Genomic DNA, 22,189 nt, shown 5'->3' with positions numbered 1-22,189 from the left:
TCTGGAGGTAAATGACCTTCTTAATGAATCATCTTTTCCCGGTTTGACAGCGGACTCTCTGGACCAGCCGATAGTCGAGTCATGTTTCGCGTCGGTGTCGGTGTCCGCTGGAACGCCTGAGCCATGGATCTTGGTATACAGACTCTAATGATCGAAGAAGGTATGGAGGGTTTCCGACTTGCGAACGGAGTATACCCAGTTTGAGTCTAAAAACGGGGAGGCGCATCCCAACGGGGTTAATCTTTCTTACAGGTTTTGGAGCGGTTCTTGGAAGTGTTAGGAATGGTTGTGCGAGGTCTGAGGTCACCGATGGTTCTATCGGCCGCTGAGATTTAAATTGGAGAACGCACGGTGGTGTGCGCTCCGAAATCTGCCAAAGGGCATGGTTGTTTGGGGCGGATATAGGGGGCCGCCCCAATATGTTTCTTGGTTGAAGAGGGGTGATCACGAGGAGGAGCCATGAGCGACAACGTACATGCTCAATTCGTTCGTCCAGAAGACAGTCTGTTGTTCCTGGTGGATTTGCAGAAAGTGATGCTGGATCTCTGTGTTCACAAAGAAGACGTGGTCCGAAACGTCACGGCTCTGCTGGACATGGCCGCCGTACTGCATGTTCCCGTGCTTTTCTCTCAGCACAACGCCGAAAAGCTTGGGCCGTTCCTTCCAGAACTGACGTCCAAGGTTTCTGACCCCCTCATCCTGGATAAGTTGGAATTCAGCTGTTTTGAAAACGAGGCCATGGCTCAGACAGTTGCCGCATGCGGACGTAAGACCCTGATTCTTGCCGGTATTGAAACGCATGTGTGTATCTTTCATACGGGAGCGCACGGGGTGCGTCTAGGATATACGGTTCATGTGGTCAGTGACGCCGTCACCAGCCGCAGCGAACACAACCGTTCCATCGGGTTACAACGGTTGGACAAAGCCGGAGCTGTCATCACCAGTACGGAAATGATCACCTTTGAATGGCTGAATCGAGCCGGAACACCCCAATTTCGACAGGCTCTGCCCATTCTAAAAAGGTTTTGAAAGCCAGATCCAGAAGCAAAGCGCTGCTAGGGATGCCAGGGTGATAGGGATCCCGTATCGTGCATGTTCCTTGAAAGAGATGGTCACGCCAAGGACGGCGGCTTCTTCGATCACGATAAGGTTGGCGATGCTGCCGATGGTCACCAGGTTTCCCGCGTAGGTGCTGGAGGCGGCGAGAATGTACCAAAGCTCGTCGGCATGTGCCGGAAGGAATTTGGAAAGAAGCATGACCGCCGGCACATTGCTCGTCAGGTTGGAAAGGAGCGCGGAGATCAAAGTGAGCAGGTATGGGTTTGTGATGTGCACCGTGTGATGGTTCAAACTGTCCATGAGCATGCGGGGAAGCCCCGCTTTCTCCACGGCACCGACGAGAATGAAAAGGCTGCAAAAGAGAGTGATGAGATGCCAGTCCACGAGCCCAAGGATGGATCGGGTTTTCATTCTGCGGCTGCAGAGGAGGCATCCCGCCACGGCCAGAGCCGTCACATGTCTTGGAACAGGCGAGAAGAAAAGAACAATGAGCAGCGTTGTGTAGAAAAGACCCTTGCGAGCCTGATGGCCGTCAAAGGAAGGCCAGGCTTCTTTTAGAGCCTCTTGAGGAAGAGGTTCTTTCAAAACGGTTCGGTTGCGGGACAAAAGAACGATCAATCCGTACGCGGCCGACAACGAAATCCCCACGACGGGTATATTCCAGAGAAAAAAGTTCAGAAAGTCCAGTTGACCCACTTGTCCAATAAGCATGTTCTGTGGATTCCCGATGATGGTGGTCGCAGAACCGATATTGCTGGCAACGGCAACAGCGATGAGAAAGGGGACCGGGTTGAGAGACTTTCGAGCCAGGGTCACGGTAAGCACCGGAGTGAAAGCCAAACAAACGATGTCATTGGCCAGAACGGCGGAAAAAACGGCCGTGATCAGCATAAGCGACAAAAGAAAACGTTTGGGATGATCCAACCAACCGGCGATTCGAAGAGCCGTCCAGGTATAAAAGCCGGCAAGACGGAATTGAGCGGAAAGAACCATCAGGCCGTAGAGGAGAAGAATGGTAGGAATGTCAATAGCATCCATCGCTTCGTTCGTGTTCATGGCGCCGATGGCCACCATGGCCATGGCCCCCAAGAGGGCAATACCCGTTCGATCCAAAGCCAGACCGGGAATCCTTCCCAAAGCCACTCCGATGTAAGCTATCAAGAACAAGCCAATAACGGTTGTTTGCACAGTTCTTATTCCCTTCAACCGACCTTGCCGCATATCTTGCGGCCCCCTTACGCCTCAGAACCGGTCATGTATACACCGACGTGCTTGTGCGGCCAATGCAGAACCGAAATCAGCCAGGAGGCGTTGCCAGGAGTTATGTTCCTGCAGGTTCCTTCAAGATCCTGCGACTTTTGAGAATTCAGTCCTGATCGTGGCTGTGTTGAAGGTTCTGGGGCTCCAAGGTTAATAGAGACGTTTGGGAGAGACTTAGAGAAGCTTAGGGTTGAATAAAACCTTAACGGGCTATCCTAATAACGCACTTTCTAGAACCGTATTAAGCCATTACGGCTGGTCAGCCATAGTTAGAGGGAAACCCTAGGAGTAAGTCTCGAGCGGGAAACCTTCATGGATTCCCCGCCCGATTTTAGAGTGAATGCACTACCTTACGGTAACGAAGATTGGGTTTGAATAGAACCAGAGGTCTTGCCAGGCCATAGCCGGGTGGTGTAAAAAGTTTTGTGTAAAGGTTGTAGGATACGCTTTTGTTTGAAGCGTATTGAGAGTGTACGGGCCGTCAGGAACCCGCAAATCCACCACAGTTCCAGGATACGCTTTTGCTGGGGCGTATTGAAAGCACTACCGAGTGAAAAAAGTTGCAGAATACGCTTTTGTTTGAAGCGTATTGAAAGTTGGTTATTTACATCGTAGGTTACAACGTTAAATAATGTTGCAGGACACGCTTTTGATTGGAGCGTATCGAGAGCACAGCCACATGCATGCAGTCCTCCGCACAACATCGTTGGAGGATACGCTTTTGCTAGGAGCGTATTGAAAGTCTGCAAGAATGGGGTTCAGAATCACGATACATTTACAAACCCACCGCGGGAAGACCCGTCTCCTTTAGGGGACGGGATCAGAGCGGCGGTCGGGTTGAAAAGGGAAAATAGGTTGTTTTTTCTGTCTGAGTGTAGGCTTGTGCAAGTATCTCCAAGGACCGCGGCTTAGAAAAAGCCCTGCCCCTGGAGTAGTCGGGACGGAAGTGACGGTGCCCTCCGGGAGACCCTCCGGTAACGGGTCAAAAAGGGTCGTTTGTACCGGTGTTACCTGGCGGGTGCATGCAGCCGTCGCCAGGAAGCCCCACCCCTTTAGGGGTGGGGAGGAAGTCACAGATTGTCTCACATTGTTGTCTCATATCGGTTAACATGGAGGCGAATTTGGTGATGAGTCAAAACGAAACTTTAGCCTTGCCGCTCTTCGTAAGCGAATCCCAAAGTCTCTATCGTTCCAAGATACCGATTGGCTATACAAGAACCTGCGCATGCCCACCCAATCACATAAATTGTTTGACCGCAAAGCAGTGGATCAAGTGTCAGCTTGGGGTGTGGCAGTTCGTTTATGAGGGCAGGGACATTAGAGACAAAAACGTCCATCCCGCTACTTTCCCAATTGCCCTTTCGAAAAGAGTGATCGGTCTCTTTACGCACCAAGGCGAACTTGTCCTTGACCCATTCGTGGGAAGTGGTACGACACTGGTAGCAGCGCGAGATCTAAATCGAAATGCGATCGGGTTTGACCTTCAAGAAAAGTATATTGATCTTTGCGTAAAACGATTGGCTTCTAATAACTTGTTCAACACTGCTCAGCAATTAGCTATTCAAGACGACGCAAGAAATATTCCAGCCTACTTAGACCCTGAAACGGTCAGTTTAATTTGGACTTCTCCTCCTTATGCTAACCTGTTGAATAGAAAGCGTCTCAACAAGTCTAGACGTGACAGACGCAATGAACAGTTAGGAAGAATCGAGCAATACTCACAAGACCCGCGCGATTTGGGCACTATGCCGCTTGAAGAGTACACCAAAGCTATGGGAGACATCTTTGAGGCATTATTGCCCTTGCTAAGACCAAAGGGTCGTTGTGTTATCAACGTCCCTGATATGTGGTGGGAAGATCGGCGTATCACAATTCATGTCGCTCTTATCGAGGAGCTGCGAAAGAGAGGGTATGAGCTCAGGAACATCATCATTTGGGATAGGACCAATATTGTAAACAACGTAGGCATATTCGGATGGCCGAGCAATTACATCACCATGGGCACAACGTTCGAGTATCTCTTGGATTTCTGGAGGCCACCGAGATGAAGCTCTATACCAAAGCTGAGTTGATAGAGGCGATCCGTGAGATTAGCGCAAGCTCCTGGCATAGTAGTGTCAAGAATACCATAGACACCCGTAACGATGGTGCTGTCGGCAATACTTTAGAGAATCTACTTGAGCTTAAGGAAAACAATCTTCCCATTCCCAATATGCAGGAGTGGGAACTCAAAGGTCAGCGCTTGCACACGAGGTCTCTGGTTACACTAAAGCACATAGAGCCTTCTCCCCAAGCTTCCAAGATAGTAACAAATGTTTTGCTACCTCTGTACGGATGGGAACACAAAGAAGCAGGAAGAAAGTACCCAAAAACCGAAAAGAGCTTCAGATCAACGACAAGTGCAGTAAGTTTTACAAACCGAGGATTCCGATTGGTCTTAGATAGAAAGCAAGGAAAGCTTCGTTTTGTGTTTGACGCATCTCAAGTTGATAGGAGCAATCCAGAAATTGCCAACTGGTTAGCATCTGTTAAACAACGGGTGGGTCTTGGCCCTCTTAACCCTGAACCATATTGGGGATTAGATGACTTGAGATATCAAATAGGGGCCAAGGTCAAGAATTGCTTCTACGTGATAGCAGACACTAAAGTCGAACAGAGACATGAGTTCTTTAAGTACATGAAACTTTTAGTTTTGTCTGGCTTTTCTTTTGATGGTTTTCTAAAATGTATTGAAGAAGGCGTAGTTCTGGTGGATTTTGATGCGCGAACGGGGCATAACCACGGAACGAAATTTAGAATCAGACAGAATCACTGGCATAAACTATATACATCAGTTGAGGAAGTTCAATTGTCATGACTAGCACCTTAACAACTCGCTACAGTCGGCCGGCCCGCTCGGTCGCTTCGCTTCCTCGCTTCATGGCGGCCGAGCGCAATGCCGTTAAACAGATCTCATCTTTACCTGTTTCGCCTTTTCCGCCGTTCCCCTGTCAGCGTCGTAGCCGCGACAGGCAGGTCACCGGCCGTCTTTTCCAGCGCCTTGCCAAGCTGTTGCTTGTTCTTGGCAGGCCGATGTGGTACTTCTCCTTGGCGTCGATCAGGGTCAACCCTTGAAGCGCCTTGTAATCGACATCGGGTTCCAACTCGTCGAGCTGGTCGAACACGTTCTGCTTGGTCATGTTGAGGGAGACGCCCTTGGCTTTGGCCATCTCCTACAGCTCGTCCATGGTGAGGTCATGCAGCCCGCCGCTCGGCGCAATTTTCTTGAGCTGGTCCGCCAGTTCCTGTCCCTGCTTGAGGGACGCCTGTTTCTGCGCCAGGAGTTGGGCAGGTGTGGGAAAAAGATGTACCATCCGCCATCGCATGTTTGGAAAAGGGCCTGGAAGCCTGCCTGACTTCTTTCAACTTCCCTGAAGAAGCATGGATTTTGTTGAGAACGACCAACATGATGGAAAGGCTCAACAAGGGATTCCGACGGAGAACAAGACCCATTGAGATCCTGGCACGAGAACGGTCGTGCTCCACTCTACTTGCCTTTATTGCCTTTAAAATGGTAGTCCACTGGAGGTCTAATCCTCGTTCGTGTTCATGGCGCCGATGGCCACCATGGCCATGGCCCCCAAGAGGGCAATACCCGTTCGATCCAAAGCCAGACCGGGAATCCTTCCCAAAGCCACTCCGATGTAAGCTATCAAGAACAAGCCAATAACGGTTGTTTGCACAGTTCTTATTCCCTTCAACCGACCTTGCCGCATATCTTGCGGCCCCCTTACGCCTCAGAACCGGTCATGTATACACCGACGTGCTTGTGCGGCCAATGCAGAACCGAAATCAGCCAGGAGGCGTTGCCAGGAGTTATGTTCCTGCAGGTTCCTTCAAGATCCTGCGACTTTTGAGAATTCAGTCCTGATCGTGGCTGTGTTGAAGGTTCTGGGGCTCCAAGGTTAATAGAGACGTTTGGGAGAGACTTAGAGAAGCTTAGGGTTGAATAAAACCTTAACGGGCTATCCTAATAACGCACTTTCTAGAACCGTATTAAGCCATTACGGCTGGTCAGCCATAGTTAGAGGGAAACCCTAGGAGTAAGTCTCGAGCGGGAAACCTTCATGGATTCCCCGCCCGATTTTAGAGTGAATGCACTACCTTACGGTAACGAAGATTGGGTTTGAATAGAACCAGAGGTCTTGCCAGGCCATATCCGCGTTGTTGGTGCCGGGAGTATTTCTTAACGGGTTCCCCATTTCATCGGTTCCGTAAATCACCTTGCCGTTGGCATCCTGCTTGACCACGTTATAACCGAGGTTGGTGCCGCGGATGCGGAAAAACATGTCCTGCAGAACGTGCGGGACCGTGTACGTCATGGTTGTGTACCCTTCAGCATCGGTCCACCAAGAAGTTGCGTCAAAAACCTTGACGACACGGGCCACCGTTGGGTCTATCGCATTGTACTCCGGATTTGGGGTTACGCCATCCGCAAGAAATTTTGCCGCTCGCGTCGGTCGAACGAAACCCTGGATCAATTGCACATGGTGCACTACCGGAGGAAAGTCAGCGCAGTTAAAGTTCTCAGAGGCGTTAACTCCGGCTTGGCAGTTGTTGGAAGGCGGGGATTTGAACCTGATGAGTATGGTGATTTTTTCCCCTTTGCCCACATACAAGGTTTCACCCATCGTGGCACTGTTCGAGTCGCTTTGGTTTTTTACGGAGTTTCCAGGGAAAATTCTGAAGTCCAGTTCATTGATTAAGTCGCCACTCACGGAGAAAGAATTACCCGATCGTAATGCATCGACAATATCTTGTTCAGTGACAATATTATTTTTCGGACCTTTACTTTTGACTTTTACATAGGTTTTCTGATATTCTCCAGGCCAGAAATCATTGCGTGTATCATGAAAATCCGAATTGGAATAGGTGAAGAAACGACGTCCGTCTGCCAAGAGGTTGTCCCAAAGGCCGCCTACCTGAGCTATGTAAATTCCTGCACCTCCGTAGGTCCCGTTCCCACAGGACGAGTCTCCGAATTCCCCACGCTGCGAAGATTTTTGATGCCCGGGAACTCCCTCGAAGCCGAAGGCCACCGTTGGACCGTTGTCATTCATGTCACGAAAGGCTGCAATCGTGTAACCCTGGTTGTCCACACCGCCACAACCCCGGCGTTCAGGGTGGGCCGGAATCATCCAAGCGCTTGTCGGGTGGTTTGCTTGCATCCACTTGACGGCATCAATGGCCTTTTCGTGAGCAGCGCTCAGTCCAAGTTCAGGGTAAGCGAGCGTGTATTCGCTATCTTGCTTTTTTCCTGTCCATCCCATGATCGTGGCAGTGGTCGTAGTCAAGGTGCCGTCAGTGTCTCTACTGTCAAAACGATATTCAAATTCGGCGATGGGAAGAGCATCTTTCGCGATAATCGCGGTACTGCAGTGTTCATGACCGGGAACATTCCACTCCAAACCGGTTATGGTGATTTTGTCCGGGTAGTTGGCCCGAATCTGCGTCAACCAATCATAGGCTCCCAAATACGAAGCGGCGGTGTACCCGGGAATGTCTGAGGTGGGAATCAACGATTGCCAGCGCCACATATCGGTGGCGCCGGCACCGGCACCATCCCCGAGAATCGGGTTAGGGCTATAGGTGTTCCAGTTCTTTCCGAATCCATCGCGTTTGAATTTGCCGCCGTGTTCGGAATTAGCCTGAAAATCAAGACCGAAACGGTACCCTGTGGGCAAAACGCCTTGTTTGTAACCGGAGGGCAAGGGAAACGGCAATGCACTCATCACGGGTTTTCCCTCTGAATCCAGATCATTCATGGGCCAGCTACCGTCTGTGAAGTAAGTGTGCTGATGAAAATCGCCCGTCAGCCATTTCCCGGGATTTTTTTGAAGGTGGCCGCCGAAAGCGGATGGCATAAGAGCCAGTGTGATGAAAGCCGCTACGAACACGGAAAGGAATTTCTTTCTGAATTCCATGCCTTTACGCCTCCTGAAACAAGTGTTTGTGACTGTGAGACAGTTCCTTTATGGTGCTTATGAGCTTAAGATCCACGAGTCATTCAAGAATCTTTCGTCACCCCCTTTCCTCTGCAGTTACGGGCGTTGGAGCATCGTTTCAGCCATCGTTTCTTGAAGCTTCAGAGTTCTTTTTGGGCTTCCGTCGACGGCCGAAGGCTTCTGGCAAAGCCTGTTAGTTGGTGAAGGTGACGAAGGTGTGACGCCAAAATGGCGTTTCTATAGCGTTTTGGGCATGAAAGGCGGGAACCCGAGAGCTCTGTGAGACACCCAGACCAGCTGGCATAATTAGTTGCGGTAGTAAGAGGGGAGTTTTACGCGTGCAGGTCTAACTGTTTTTTCTTCAATTTTTCAATAAGGGTGGTGCGGTTGAGCCCCAGAAGCTTGGCGGCTTGATTTTTGACACCGCCGGCTTTTCTGAGAGCGTCAAGGATCAGTTTATTTTCCAGATCTTCAAGGACCTGTTTAAGGTCGATGCCTTCTTCGCCAATTTCAATCGAAGGGGTTGTGGGTTTCGGGGCGACTTTTCGAAGGCGTTCCGGTAAATCTTGGAGGTGAATAACGTCATTTTCTGTGAGAATGACCAAGCGTTCAATGAGGTTTTCCAGTTCCCGAACATTTCCCGGCCAATCGTAGGATTCCATACATTCCAGGGCTTCCTTCGCCATTTTCTTCAAGGATAATCCCTTTTTCTGGCAGTGCAGACGAAGAAAATGCTGTACGAGGATGGGGACATCGCCTTCGCGTTGACGCAAGGGCGGGACGTGAATAGGAATCACGTTCAGTCGAAAATAAAGGTCTTCTCGAAAAGCGCCGTTTTTCACGGCGCTTTCCAAATCCTTGTTTGTGGCGGCAATGATACGCACATCGACTTCAATGGTACGAGATCCACCCACTCTCTCGAATTTTCTTTCTTGCAGGAACCGTAACAACTTCACTTGCAGTTTGGGACTCATATCCCCGATTTCGTCCAAAAACACCGTGCCTTGGTGAGCCAATTCAAATCGGCCTTTGCGGTCCCTGAGAGCTCCGGTGAAAGCTCCTTTTTCATGGCCGAAAAGCTCGCTTTCCAGAAGTTCTTCTGGAATGGCCCCACAGTTGATGGGCACCAGAGGTTTATCCCTGCGTTCACTGTTGTAGTGAATGGCATTGGCAATGAGTTCCTTGCCGGTACCGCTTTCTCCTGTGATGAGGACAGTGGTGTCGGTTCTGGCGACACGTTCAATAATGCGGTAGATAGACTGCATCGCCGCACTTTGGCCGATGATTTTGTCAAAGCCGTACCGGGCTTGAAGTTGGGATTTCAAAAGGTCGTTTTCCGAACGCAGAGCAAGAAATTCCCTGGCTCGCTCCAAAACCACCAAAATCTCATCCAACTTGGCCGGTTTGGTGAGGTAGTCAAAAGCTCCACGCTTCATGGCCTCCACGGCCGTTTCAATAGTGGCATAACCGGTCAAAACGATCACGGCCGTTTCGGGATAATTTTCGGCGAAATGGGCGAGGACCTGCATGCCGTCCATACCTGGCATGACCAAGTCCGTGAGAACGATGTCGTAGGTATGTTGCGACGCTTTCTTGACGGCTTCCATGCCGCTGGAAGCCATGTCCACTCGGTAACCTTCTTCCTGGAGTCCTTCCACGATCAATTGCAGGGTTTCCGGAGTGTCATCCACAACGAGGATATCGCTCAGAGGTACCTGTGACTCCATCCGCCGCTCCTTGCCTTCAAAGGCCGTGGTGGGTTGCCGTGAGACCACTGTCTGCAGTGTAAAGGATTTTGTTACGCAGTCAAGACTTTGACGATAGGTTGGGTTTTCGAAATCTTTAGATGAGCAGGAACCGACAGGAACTTTTAGACCTTTTGAAAGGAGCAGAAGCGAACGCACACCATCCGTAGGGGCGGCCCCACGTGTCCGCCCCGAAAGACCATGGTCGGTGGGGGAATATGGGGCGCATACACCGGTGCGCCCCTATAAGGGATAAGACCGGCCGGACCTGCCGGATTCCAGGTTTTCCTTGACTTTGCTGGGACCGTTTTCTACAGGAAACCTTTTATGATTTGAGATTGGAGTCGTGGAAACAGCATGCTATTTTTCCCGCTCACGGGCTCTGGTGAAAAGCCCAGAGAGCGAAGCGGAAGGGTGAGGTGTGGAACGAGTGCAAGCGATTCGCGGAATGAACGACATTTTACCGGATGCCGTTCACTGGTGGCAAAAGGTTGAAACGACGGCTCGGGAAGTCCTGGAGCTTTATGGGTATCGTGAAATACGAACACCCATTGTGGAAAAATTGGAGCTTTTCGCTCGCAGCATCGGGGAAAGCACGGATATTGTGGAAAAGGAAATGTATGCTTTCCAGGACCGCAAAGGCCAATGGTTGGCTCTGCGTCCGGAAGCAACCGCGTCGGTGGTTCGGGCCTTCATCGAGCACAATCTTCAAGCGGATCCATCGGCTCGAAAATTCTACACCATCGGCCCCATGTTTCGCCATGAAAGGCCGCAGAAGGGGCGATACCGACAGTTTCACCAGATTGACGCCGAAGTGTTTGGCATTGACGATCCCTTGTTGGACGCCGAAGTCATGGCCATGTTGTGCGACTTCCTGCAGCGTATCGGCCTCAAGGACATTGGACTTCATGTCAATTCCTTGGGATGTTCCAAATGTCGCCCTTTGTTTCGGGACGACTTAAAAACGTTTCTTCAGGACAGGGCATCACAACTTTGTCCCGATTGTGATCGGCGTCGCCACGTGAACCCTTTGCGGGTCTTTGATTGTAAAGTGGACCGATGCCGTGAGGCTCTCAACGATGCTCCCGAACTTGTGCGGTATTTGTGCGAGGCATGTCGCCGACATTTTGACAAGGTTTTACACTATTTGTCCCATCTTCAGGTATCCTATGCCGTAGATCCACGAATGGTTCGGGGGTTGGATTATTACATGCGCACGACCTTTGAGGTCATCACAGATCGTCTTGGAGCCCAAAACGCCGTGGGAGGCGGCGGGCGCTACGACGGCCTGATGCGTGATCTTGGAGGTCCGGATCTGCCGGGCATCGGGTTTGCCATCGGCATGGAACGCATCATTCTTTTGTTGCAACAGGAGGAAACCCTGGATTTCAAGAAACCCGATGTTTTTATTGCCATTCTTGGGGAGAAACCGGTGACCGAGGCCTTTCGGCTTGCCCAAGATTTGCGCGCGCAGGGTGTTGCCGTGGAATTGGCCCACGGGGGAGGAAGCCTCAAGAGCCAGATGCGTCGAGCTGACAAGCTGGGGGCGGCTTATGTGGTCATTGTCGGTGAAGAGGAGTTGGCAAAGGGTCGAGTGACGGTGCGACACATGGCGGCCAAAGAACAGACGGAAATTGCGCTTGAAAATGTGGTCAGGTTTTTCGGGGCACATCGAACTTTCAAAAACACATGAATTTTCCTTGATGGATGATGTAACGAAGAGTGCATAGGAGCGGGCAGTGGATCAGCAGGCAAAATCTCTAGAAACCCAAAGCTTGGATTTATCGTCGTTGAATGGATGGCGCCGCACCCACGACTGTGGCAGTCTGCGGCTGGATCATACGGGCCTGGAAGTGGTATTGATGGGTTGGGTGCAGAGGCGCCGAGATCATGGCGGCTTGATCTTTGTGGATCTGAGAGACCGCGAAGGCATCACCCAAATAGTCTTTGACCCTCAAGCGGACGTCGTGGCCCATGAGACGGCGCACGACTTACGCAATGAATACGTGATTGCAGTTCGAGGCACAGTGCGCCGGCGTCCTGAAGGGATGGCCAATCCCAAGTTGCTCACAGGGGATATCGAGGTTCTGGTCTCTTGCTTAAAAATTCTCAATGTGGCCAAAACACCTCCGTTTCTTATCGAAGATGACACGGAAGCCAGTGAAAGTGTTCGGTTAAAGTACCGTTACTTGGATTTGCGCCGGCCTTGTATGCAGGCCAATCTGCGCCTGAGACATCGAGCGGCGTTTCTGACGCGAAACTATTTCGCCGAAAGGGGTTTTATCGAAGTGGAAACCCCGGTGCTCACCAAGAGCACACCGGAAGGCGCTCGGGACTACTTGGTGCCGTCTCGTGTCAACCCCGGCAAGTTCTACGCCTTGCCCCAGTCGCCTCAACTTTTCAAACAGCTGCTCATGGTGGCCGGCCTTGAACGCTACATGCAGATTGTGAAATGCTTCAGGGATGAGGATCTTCGAGCGGATCGCCAGCCTGAGTTCACCCAGTTGGACCTGGAGATGAGTTTCATTGAAGAAGAGGACGTCTACGCCCTGATCGAAGGGTGGATTTCCAACTTGTTCAAGAACCTTTTAGGACTGGAGCTTTCCATACCGTTTCCGCGTCTTTCCTACCGCGAGGCTATAGACCGCTATGGAACGGACCGACCGGACCTGCGTTTCGGATTGGAACTGACGGATCTGACGGACCTGGTCAAAGGTTGTGAATTTCGCGTGTTTCGAGAGGCCGTGGAACGTGGAGGTCTGGTGAAAAGCCTTCGAATTCCCGAGGGCGGGCGCCTTTCTCGAAAGGACTTGGACGACTTGGTGCACTACGCTCAGGAATTCGGCGCCAAGGGAATGGCTTGGGCCAAGCTGCAGCCGGATGGATGGCAATCGCCCATTGCCAAGTTCCTTGATCCGTCGCTGCGAGACGCCATCACGGAAAAGATGGAGGCTCAACCTGGAGATATCTTGTTTTTCATGGCCGATCAATCAAAGGTCGTGCATGAAACATTAGGGAACGTTCGTCTTCGTCTGGCCCAACAGTTGAGCCTGGTTCACAAAGGGGAGTATCGTTTCTGTTGGATCACCCATTTCCCTCTCCTCGAGTGGGATCCGGACGAAAAACGCTATGTGGCGGTGCATCACCCCTTCACATCCCCCTTGGAAGAGGATATGGATCTTTTGGAAAACGACCCGCTCAAGGTACGCAGCCGCGCCTACGATTTGGTGCTTAACGGCACGGAAATCGGAGGAGGAAGCATTCGAATTCATCGTGAAGATGTGCAGAAGAAAATCTTTGCGGCTCTAGGTATCAGTCAGCAGGAAGCTCGAGAAAAATTCGGTTTTCTTCTGGACGCTCTCCAGTACGGCGCGCCGCCTCACGGCGGGATCGCCTTTGGTTTCGACCGCCTTGTGATGCTCATGACGGGGTCTGCATCCATTCGGGATGTGATCGCCTTTCCAAAAACTCAAAAGGCCACCTGCCTCATGAGCGGGGCGCCGTCGGAACCGGATGTGAACCAGTTGTTGGAATTGTGTATCAGGGTGGAAAAAGAGGGGAGATAAACCTCCATGGCCCGGTGGAACGAAAAGAAACGCGTCCTTGACCACGAACATTCTTCGTTTTGGCATCACCGCTTGGTGGATGTTTCTGAACCCAATCTCATGCGGAATGTTTTTCCTTATGTGGAAGTACCGAAGATCGATTTCGATCACAAACTGCTGCCCATCGACCCGGCGGAAGACATTTTCATTACAGACACGACCTTTCGAGATGGGCAGCAGGCGAGACCTCCTTATACCGTGGAGCAGATCGTTCGAATCTTTGAGTTCCTCCACCGTATGGCCGGGCCTCACGGCGTGATTCGACAGTCCGAGTTTTTTCTTTACACGGATAAAGATCGTCGAGCTCTGGAAGCTTGCCTAGCCAAAGGGTACAGGTATCCTGAAATCACGGGTTGGGTGAGAGCCGTCCCTGCGGACCTTCAGCTGGTGGTGGATGCGGGGTTAAAGGAAACGGGGATTCTCACGTCTGTTTCCGACTATCACATCTTTCTCAAGATGAAGATGACCCGTAAGGAAGCCCTGGAAAAATATCTGTCCATTGTCAAGGTCGCTCTGGAAAAAGGGATTCGGCCAAGATGTCATTTTGAAGACGTAACCCGCGCCGACACCTACGGATTTTGTATTCCCTTTGCCATAGAGCTCATGAAGCTTCGCGAAGAAAGCGGGATCGACATCAAGATTCGGCTGTGCGACACCATGGGTTTCGGGGTGACATACCCGGGAGCCGCTTTACCGCGCAGTGTGCCCAAACTGGTTCGAGCTTTCATCGACGAAGCGGGGGTTCCGGGACATCTGTTGGAATGGCATGGGCATAACGATTTTCACAAAGTCTTGGTATGTGCCGCCACGGCCTGGCTTTACGGATGCAGCGGCGCCAACGGCACCCTGTTGGGTTTTGGAGAAAGGACCGGCAACGCGCCCATCGAGGGACTGCTCATTGAATACATCGGCCTTCGAGGGTCCATGGATGGCATTGATACAACGGCCATCACCGACGCGGCGCAATATTTTGAGAAAGAACTAGGATATCGTATTCCACCCAATTATCCGTTTGTCGGGGAAGATTTCAACGCCACAAAAGCCGGCATTCATGCGGATGGGCTGGTCAAAGACGAAGAAATTTATAACATTTTTGATACACAGCGTCTTTTGAAACGGCCTGTGAGCGTCATCATTACCGACAAATCGGGTGTGGCCGGTATCGCTTACTGGGTCAACAATCGGCTCAAGCTGACGGGAGACCAAAGGCTTGATAAGCGCCATCCGGGTATTGTCAAGATTCACAAACGAGTCATGGAAGAATATGCGGCGGGACGCACCACATCCATCTCCAACGAGGAATTGGAACGATGGGCACGACGGTACCTGCCGGAATTCTTCGTGAGCGAATTTGATCGGCTCAAAGAGAGGGCCCGATCTCTGGCTGCTCACCTGGTGGCGGAAGTGGTGGAAAACGCGGCCATCAAGAGCATGGACCCATCTTTGCAAGAACCCGTGTTGCAAACGCTTCTGGAACTCAACCCCTTTATTCAGTACGTTTACGTCACGGATGCCGAAGGCCGAAAGATCACTCGAAACATTGTCCATATCGTGGATCGTGCCAAATACGAAGCCGCTCAGGTGGGTGAAGACCTTTCGGATCGTCCTTGGTTTATTGAACCTATGCGGGACGGTAAGGTGCACATTACGGACTTTTATACATCCCGGTATACGGGAGCCCTGTGCATCACGGTTTCGGCTCCTATTCGCAATGAGCTTGAAGAAATCGTGGGCATTTTGGGCATTGATATCCGCTTTGAAGACCTGGCCAAAATGGAAGAAATGGAAAAGAACGGACGTTCGTGGGGCGCGTGACGGTGCAAGGGGCATCGAAAGCTTTAGGGGTTGCGCTGATCCTCGTCGCTTTGATCGGGGCGGGCTGTGCGCCGAAAAAGCCGCCTTCCCCAGGCGTTACCCCTCCGGGATCCCCCCCGCCTCTGGGCACTCAAAAACCTTACCAGATCAACGGCGTGTGGTATTACCCTATTCCCAGCGCCGAAGGCTTTCGTGAGGAAGGGTATGCCAGTTGGTATGGTCCGGACTTTCACGGTCGACCTACGGCATGCGGCGAGCCTTTCAACATGTACGCCATGACCGCCGCTCACAAGATTCTTCCCATCGGCACCCATGTGAAAGTGACAGACAAACGAACGGGCCGCTCCATTATCGTTCGCATCAACGACCGCGGTCCCTTTGTCGCCGGGCGCGTTATCGATCTATCTTACGAAGCGGCACGAGCTCTCGGCATTCACACCGTGGGCACCGCCCCCGTTGTGGTGGAAGCCGTTCGCGTGACCAATCCGGTTTATGTGGCAGGATCCGCTCCTTCATGGCAAGTGGAACCGGTGCGACCCTATCGCCTGGGACCTTTCGCTGTTCAGGTGGCTTCTTTTCAAAATGCCGACAATGCGCATCGTTTCAAAAAGGAAATGGACAAGCGGTATGGCTCCGTCGCCGTGCGGGTTGCGTCCGTCAATGGATCCACTTTTTACAGAGTTCAAGTCGGCTTTTATAGGGATCTGGATCAAGCCATGCAGTCCGTGGAAACATTCCGGCGAAACGGATTTAGTGACTCCTTTGTGATCGCTCTGGAGGGCCAATGAAAATGGTACCGGTGTGGACATATCCTTCTGCGGAAGCCGAACGGTTTTTCGATGTGGTGACGGGACGACAGGTGACCGTGGATCCCGAAGTGCAGCAACGGGTTCATGAAATGATCGAAGCTGTAAGGCACGAAGGGGATGAGGCTTTGGTGCGGTTTACGCGGGTGTATGATGCCCCGGAATTTTCCGCGGACCATCTGACCGTGTCTTCCGAAGAAATCGATCAAGCCTACAAGGCGGCGGATCCTGCCATGGTGGACGTTATACGTCGAGCGCGAGACAATATTTATGCCTACCATGAAAATCAGAAGCAAAAATCCTGGTTCATGACGCGTTCAGACGGGTGTTACATGGGACAACTTGTGAGGCCTGTCAAAGCCGCCGGCTTGTATGTGCCGGGAGGGCAAGGAGGGGAAACACCTTTGGTTTCCACGGTGCTCATGACCGCCGTGCCAGCCGTGGTGGCGGGTGTTTCAGATATCGCCATGGTTTCGCCGCCGCGTCGAGACGGCACACTCAATCCCTATCTTCTTGTAGCGGCGCGAGAAGCGGGCGTTCACCGCGTTCATAGAATCGGCAGTGCTTGGGCGGTCGCCGCTTTGGCTTATGGCACAAAACGTGTGGCCCCTGTAGATGTTCTGGTCGGGCCGGGAAACATTTACGTCACATTGGCCAAAAAGATGGTGGCAGGTCGTGTGGGTATAGATGGTTTTGCAGGGCCCAGCGAGGTGGTGGTGGTCGCTGATCATTCAGCTGATCCTCAGTACGTGGCGGCGGATCTCTTGAGCCAAGCTGAACACGATCCCATGGCCAGCGCCGTGTGCATTACCAACGATGCTCAACTGGCTTTGGAAGTTCCGGCCGCTTTGGAAAGACAAACCGCCGATCTTCCTCGACACGCAATCGCTCGCCAAGCTTTGGCTCGCTATGGGGCCGTTATTCAAACACAGACCTTGCATGAGGCGGTGGAAGTGGCCAATCGTTTGGCCCCGGAGCACCTGGAACTTCTTGTGGAAGATCCCTGGTCGTTGCTTCCTTACGTGCAGCATGCCGGAGCGGTCTTCATGGGATTCCACACCCCGGAAGCTTTAGGGGATTATTTTGCAGGCCCCAATCATGTGTTGCCCACAAGCGGCACGGCCCGGTTTGCCTCGGCTTTGGGGGTGGAAACCTTTTACAAGAAAACCACCGTGCTGTCTTATACTCAAGAAGCTTTTCAACGAGACGCTTCCGCTGTGATGGCTTTGGCATCCTTGGAGCGCTTGGAAGCCCATGCCCGCTCTGTTCAGGTTCGTAGCCCCTTTGGTCACAAAAAGCGAGTCTAAGCCCCATGTTGCGGGTTGACCTCGGGCTTTAGGATGGCTTAAAAACACAAGGAAGGCTCCAATAAAGGAAGTTGGATGCACTTGAGAGCACAAAAGGGGCGATGCCCGTGAAAATCACCTGTGAACAATGCCACACGTCTTTGAGCCTGCCTGAGGAAAAAATTCCTTCAGGAAAGTCCTTTCGAGTCCAGTGTCCTCGATGCCGAAACACCATCCTTGTGCGCGGGGCTGTGGAACAATCTTCGAGCACCCTGGCACAGGCTCAAGAGGATCTCCCGGAGGTGGATACCGGCTATGACGATGCTTTCCTGGACATTTTGGAAAAGGATGTCAGAGCGGCTCTGGTCTGTGTTGAACCTCAACGACAACCTGTGCTGATTCAAGGTCTGAAAGACATGGGCTTTCAGACCTATGTAGAAGACGATCCGGATCGTACGGTACGGCGACTGCGCCAGGGCGGTTACGAAGTGCTGGTTCTGGAAGAACCCGTAAACGAGAGGGACCGGCGTCATGTGATTGTGGATTTTTTAAAAACCCTTCCCATGGCTCAGCGCCGAAACCTTTTTGTCTGTCTTCTGAGCCCTTGGGACCGCACCATGGATTCCATGGCTGCATTTCGTAAGGAAGCTGATTTGATCATTCACACAAACGATCTGCCAAGAATGCAACCCGTCCTGCAAAGCGAGATGAAGAAAGCTCGAAGTTTTTATCGAATCTTCAAAGAGGCTTTGGAAGAAAGGGGGCAACTCTGATCGGTAAATCCTGGATTCGCATGTTCCGTCGCGGTGGCAAAACGCAGCGTTCCAAGCACTTTCGAGCGCGGGTGGAAAGCTGCGTAAACACCATCTTGGACCTGAACAATCATCTAGGCGAGGGCAAGATTCGTCCGGAAATCATTAAGCAATTCCTTCGCCTTAAGGAATCCTTGCAGCATGTGACAGAAGAAAATGTAAGCGAGCAGGATGTGACCCGCATCGAGCAGGCGACAAACCAGCTTCTGGAGGAAATCCGCGCCGCTTACGGAGACGAACAGCCTCTGGTGATTTATGAAGGCGACCGCCATTAGGCGTCAGCGGCCGCCTCACTCCCACATTTCGAAAAAGAGTGCCGCCGCGGAACGAATACCGTTCTTGAAATCCTTCAGTGCAAACCGTTCATTGGGAGCATGAGCTCCATCGTCAGGGCGCCCCCATCCCATAAGAAGAATCGCCTCCAGTCCCAAGACCTCCCGAAAGAGATTGACGATGGGAATGGACCCTCCTTCGCGAATGAACACGGGGGACACTCCAAAGCCCTTTTCTATGGCTCGAGCCGCCGCCTGTACCTGAGGCAGATCCCTGGAAACCAGCACGGGATCGGCCCCGTGTAGGGCCTTCACCTGAAGCTGCACTTCCTTGGGGCATAGTTGCATGACGTAACGAACAAAAAGTTCGGCTATTTCTTGCGGCTTTTGATGCGGCACCAAGCGCATACTCACCTTGGCGCCTGCCTTGGCTGGAATCACGGTCTTAGCACCTTCTCCCGAAAACCCGCCCCAGATGCCGTTAATATCCAGAGTGGGTCGAGCGGTTTTGGATTCCAGGGCATTGTACCCCGGTTCTTGACAAAGAAAAGACAATCCCAGATAGGCTTTTAACTTGTCTTCGTCGAAGGGTAGGGCTCTCATGGCCTCCCGCTCCCACGGTTCCAAGGGGGCTACGGAGTCATAGAATCCTGGAATGGCGATGGTTCCATCGGGGTTTTTCAATTGAGCCAGAAGAGTTACCAGGGCATGAATAGGATTGGGAGCCACGCCGCCGAAACTTCCCGAATGGAGATCGGTTCGAGGTCCTTGAACAATGAGTTCCAGGTAAGAGAGGCCGCGCAGGCCGTAAGTGATGGCGGGAACAGTCTCTGAAAACTGGGCACCGTCGGAAACGGCGATGGCATCCGCTTTAAGCGTGTCTCGGCTTTTGCGTAAAAAAGCGTCTAGATGGGGACTCCCAATTTCTTCTTCGCCTTCCACCAAGATCTTGACATTGATGGGCAGGTCTCCCTTCGTGGCCAGCACCACTTCCAAAGCTTTGAGGTAAGTGAAAAACTGTCCCTTGTCGTCGCTGGCTCCGCGAGCATAAATGAAACCATCTCGTACTGTTGGCTGAAAGGGCGCTGTGTTCCATTCTTCTTCTGGTTCCACAGGTTGCACGTCGTAATGCCCGTAAATAAGCAGGGTCGGACGATCCGGATGGGGGCATCGCGACGCCGTGATCACGGGATGTCCCCCTGTGTCATGAAGTCGAGCTTCCAGACCTATGCGCTTACAATGGTTGAGGACCCATTCGGCGGCGCGGCGTACATCGCTGCGATGGTGAGAGTACGTACTGACACTGGGAATGGCCAAAAGCTCTTTAAGCTCTCTGACATACCGGTCCAGATTGGTGTCGATCTTTTGAAAAACATCCGATAGATTCATCGAGATCCGCTCCTTTTGAATGCAGGGATTGTTTTGAGCTCGATTGAGCCATAGCGCACCATACAACCTTTTGTCGGCTTCGCAAAGAATCTTCCTGCCGTTGACCTGATCGAGGTCCTGGAATAGGATCCTGGCACCACAAAGACACGGCGAGGGACAAAGCACTATGGCTGTGCGATTTGAAATGGTTTCTGGCGTGGAACGGGTGGATCCGGCCGTCTGGAATCGCCTGAGTCGACAGGCGGCTCCGATGATGGAGTGGGAGTACCTTTATGCCCTGGAACGATCCGGTGTGTTGAGTCCGGAACGGGGTTATATACCTCGACACATCTTGGCCTATGACGATGGGCAGCTGGTAGCCATCGCGCCGCTTTACGAAAGGACTCGACCCTGGGTCGAATTTGGTGACGGCGGTCTGCTGCGTTTTCTCGGGGAACTGACCGGCTTTCCGTACTATGTCGGCCTTATGGCTACCGTGCCTCTCACACCCGTGCCCGCCTACCGATTTCTTTACGGTTCGGAACAGGATGCCGCAAGAATTTATGACGTTGTTTCGGAATATGTTGATTTCGTGTGTGAAACGCGAGGCTTTGCCACATGGCGTATCTATTTCTTTTCAGATGCTTCCCGGGGGATTCATGAAACCTTGCTGCGCAAGGGGTTTGTCGGGCTTAGAAGCGAATACTGTTTATGGCACAATAAGGGTTACCAAAGCTTTGATAATTTTCTGGAGAATTTTCGGGCTTCACGGCGCCATAAGATTCGTCGCGAAATGCGTGACCTTCAGGCGGAAGGGATTCGATTGACCATGATGCCCGGAGAAGATGTTCCCGAAGAATACTATGACATCATGTTCGACCTGTACTGCCTGACCTGGAGAAAATATATGGGTCATGACATTCGACCTTTTCTGAACCGCCGTTTCTTTCATCTGCTCGGGCGTCTGTTCCGGCATCGCCTTCTCTTTTCGGTCGCTCACAAAGGCCGAGATCTTTTGGCCATGGCCGTCTTTTATTACAAAGGTCGGCATCTTTATGGAAGGTACTGGGGCAGTTACGATCGAATACCGTTTCTTCACTTCGGAGTGTGCTATTATGAGCCTATTCGCTACGCCATAAGTCATGGGATGGAGACGTTTGATCCGGGTTTTGGAGGGGAACACAAAAGCTACCGGGGTTTTGAAAGCACCAGCGTACAGCATTACATTAAATTTTATGGTGAAGAAGCCATGCAGACGGCGCACTCCATTTTGGGTCGCTACGAGGTAGCAGCTCGGGATACAGGGCGTCACGTTCGTTAAGAATTTTCCGTTGATGGCGGGACGGGTTCCACGTCGTGCCGGCCCTGCAGGGGGCTTTTGAGGATTGGGTGGGCACGAGAGGCCCTTCAATTCTCCGTGGATCCGGAACTTTCGCGGCGAATGACGATCGCCTGGAGTTGTTCTTCCTTGTTGAGCCGAGCCGCATGCTCCAGGGCTTTTTGTCTGGATTCAAATCCTCCTAAAATCACACGATACCACACATCCTGATCGTTTACGGCGATCTTTTCCATGGTGGCCTTGTAACCTTTTTTCTTCAGCCGTTCCGTCAAGGCCACCGCGTTTTCCTGTCGGCGCATGGAAGCCACCATGATAGCGTAGGCTTCAGAAGAAGTTGGCGCAGGCGGCGGCGTCTCCGAAGCTTCCTCTTGCGGGACCGAAGAAAGAGCGGGCTGTTCCGCCTCACCGGCAGTGTTTGCCGGCGCTTGCGGATCCGGGACACGACGGAGACGGGCGGACGAGGCGGCGACTGTTGGTGATGCCGGGCCGGAAGTCGGCTTTTGGCCTGTAGCCAGTTCTCTTTCCGATTCCAAAGAAGCCAGAATCTTCTCTGCGGGAATCCATGTTTCGGAAGCATTGTCCACAGGTTCTTCCGAGGACGAACGCAATCCCAAAAGACGATAAAAGGTTCCCGTTACCGTTAAGGATTCACGCGATTCTTTGGAAACACCTCGACCAGTCAAAAGACCTGCCACAAACACACAGGTCATGGAAAGAAAGAAAACCACCACGCAAAGAAAAGCCTGAACCCCAGTGAGGTGAATACGAATCCAACGGCGATCGTTCTCTTCCTCATACTGTTGAATGCGTTCTTTGAGGCGACTCATGGTCGAAACTC

At 52.1% G+C, this 22,189-nt stretch carries 19 protein-coding genes; 11 read left to right on the top strand and 8 right to left on the bottom strand.

All coding sequences use genetic code 11. From position 1 onward, the window contains the following. Positions 1-459: 459 nt before the first annotated feature. Entirely contained in the window at positions 460-1,029 is a 570-nt protein-coding gene (locus tag WHS46_04510) for an isochorismatase family protein (protein MEJ5347934.1), read from the top strand. On the opposite strand, the gene WHS46_04505 is transcribed toward WHS46_04510, so the two are convergent. Continuing rightward, positions 1,015-2,247, bottom strand: a complete 1,233-nt coding sequence (locus tag WHS46_04505; protein MEJ5347933.1) for an anion transporter — start codon at positions 2,245-2,247, stop codon at positions 1,015-1,017. The genes WHS46_04510 and WHS46_04505 overlap by 15 nt on opposite strands. Positions 2,248-3,446: 1,199 nt before the next feature. Here WHS46_04505 and WHS46_04500 point away from each other — a divergent pair. Next, complete coding sequence (locus tag WHS46_04500; protein ID MEJ5347932.1) at positions 3,447-4,367, top strand: DNA methyltransferase; 921 nt, start codon at positions 3,447-3,449, stop codon at positions 4,365-4,367. Next, positions 4,364-5,176 (top strand): MvaI/BcnI family restriction endonuclease, encoded by an 813-nt coding sequence (locus WHS46_04495; GenBank protein ID MEJ5347931.1) that lies wholly within the window; start codon positions 4,364-4,366, stop codon positions 5,174-5,176. Before WHS46_04500 ends, WHS46_04495 begins: the two co-directional genes overlap by 4 nt. Positions 5,177-5,309: 133 nt before the next feature. On the opposite strand, the gene WHS46_04490 is transcribed toward WHS46_04495, so the two are convergent. The 5 genes from WHS46_04490 to WHS46_04470 form a co-directional block, all read right to left on the bottom strand. Then, positions 5,310-5,528, bottom strand: a complete 219-nt coding sequence (locus WHS46_04490) for a hypothetical protein (GenBank protein MEJ5347930.1) — start codon at positions 5,526-5,528, stop codon at positions 5,310-5,312. Positions 5,529-5,531: 3 nt separating this feature from the next. Next, entirely contained in the window at positions 5,532-5,684 is a 153-nt protein-coding gene (locus tag WHS46_04485) for a hypothetical protein (GenBank protein MEJ5347929.1), read from the bottom strand. 204 nt (positions 5,685-5,888) lie between these two features. Continuing rightward, entirely contained in the window at positions 5,889-6,041 is a 153-nt protein-coding gene (locus WHS46_04480; protein MEJ5347928.1) for a hypothetical protein, read from the bottom strand. A gap of 417 nt (positions 6,042-6,458) precedes the next feature. Then, complete coding sequence (locus WHS46_04475) at positions 6,459-8,282, bottom strand: hypothetical protein (protein MEJ5347927.1); 1,824 nt, start codon at positions 8,280-8,282, stop codon at positions 6,459-6,461. Positions 8,283-8,635: 353 nt separating this feature from the next. Beyond that, positions 8,636-10,030 carry a sigma-54 dependent transcriptional regulator gene (locus tag WHS46_04470; protein ID MEJ5347926.1) on the bottom strand — a complete coding sequence of 465 codons (1,395 nt, stop codon included), beginning with the start codon at positions 10,028-10,030 and terminating at the stop codon, positions 8,636-8,638. A gap of 439 nt (positions 10,031-10,469) precedes the next feature. Between WHS46_04470 and hisS the strand changes: the two genes are divergently transcribed. The 7 genes from hisS to WHS46_04435 all read left to right on the top strand — a co-directional run bounded on the left by hisS (position 10,470) and on the right by WHS46_04435 (position 18,647). Further along, positions 10,470-11,741, top strand: coding sequence for a histidine--tRNA ligase (hisS, locus tag WHS46_04465; GenBank protein MEJ5347925.1), 1,272 nt, complete (start codon positions 10,470-10,472; stop codon positions 11,739-11,741). A 46-nt stretch (positions 11,742-11,787) separates the two neighbouring features. Next, complete coding sequence (gene aspS, locus WHS46_04460) at positions 11,788-13,614, top strand: aspartate--tRNA ligase (GenBank protein MEJ5347924.1); 1,827 nt, start codon at positions 11,788-11,790, stop codon at positions 13,612-13,614. A 6-nt stretch (positions 13,615-13,620) separates the two neighbouring features. After that, positions 13,621-15,468 carry a cache domain-containing protein gene (locus tag WHS46_04455; GenBank protein MEJ5347923.1) on the top strand — a complete coding sequence of 616 codons (1,848 nt, stop codon included), beginning with the start codon at positions 13,621-13,623 and terminating at the stop codon, positions 15,466-15,468. After that, on the top strand, positions 15,456-16,256 hold the full coding sequence (locus WHS46_04450) for a septal ring lytic transglycosylase RlpA family protein (GenBank protein ID MEJ5347922.1): 801 nt from the start codon (positions 15,456-15,458) through the stop codon (positions 16,254-16,256). Before WHS46_04455 ends, WHS46_04450 begins: the two co-directional genes overlap by 13 nt. After that, the gene (gene hisD / locus WHS46_04445; protein ID MEJ5347921.1) at positions 16,253-17,581 is read left to right on the top strand and encodes a histidinol dehydrogenase; all 1,329 of its coding nucleotides are present in this window, start codon (positions 16,253-16,255) and stop codon (positions 17,579-17,581) included. Before WHS46_04450 ends, hisD begins: the two co-directional genes overlap by 4 nt. A 107-nt stretch (positions 17,582-17,688) precedes the next feature. Beyond that, the gene (locus WHS46_04440; protein ID MEJ5347920.1) at positions 17,689-18,333 is read left to right on the top strand and encodes a zinc-ribbon domain-containing protein; all 645 of its coding nucleotides are present in this window, start codon (positions 17,689-17,691) and stop codon (positions 18,331-18,333) included. 20 nt (positions 18,334-18,353) lie between these two features. Next, positions 18,354-18,647, top strand: coding sequence for a hypothetical protein (locus tag WHS46_04435; GenBank protein MEJ5347919.1), 294 nt, complete (start codon positions 18,354-18,356; stop codon positions 18,645-18,647). Positions 18,648-18,662: 15 nt separating this feature from the next. Here WHS46_04435 and WHS46_04430 read toward each other — a convergent pair whose 3' ends face one another. Continuing rightward, positions 18,663-20,033 (bottom strand): dipeptidase, encoded by a 1,371-nt coding sequence (locus tag WHS46_04430; GenBank protein MEJ5347918.1) that lies wholly within the window; start codon positions 20,031-20,033, stop codon positions 18,663-18,665. A gap of 166 nt (positions 20,034-20,199) precedes the next feature. Between WHS46_04430 and WHS46_04425 the strand changes: the two genes are divergently transcribed. After that, positions 20,200-21,333, top strand: a complete 1,134-nt coding sequence (locus tag WHS46_04425) for a GNAT family N-acetyltransferase (protein MEJ5347917.1) — start codon at positions 20,200-20,202, stop codon at positions 21,331-21,333. An 86-nt stretch (positions 21,334-21,419) separates the two neighbouring features. Here the strand turns inward: WHS46_04425 and WHS46_04420 are convergent, their stop codons facing one another. After that, a complete protein-coding gene (locus WHS46_04420; protein MEJ5347916.1) occupies positions 21,420-22,178 on the bottom strand; it encodes an SPOR domain-containing protein in 759 nt (252 codons plus the stop codon). Between the last annotated feature and the right edge of the window lie 11 nt (positions 22,179-22,189).

Origin of the sequence: Desulfosoma sp. (genome assembly GCA_037481875.1) — a bacterium.
Taxonomy (GTDB): Bacteria; Desulfobacterota; Syntrophobacteria; order Syntrophobacterales; family DSM-9756; genus Desulfosoma.
The sequence above is the reverse complement of the archived record's forward strand: the minus strand, read 5'-3'. Positions and strand labels throughout refer to the sequence as shown.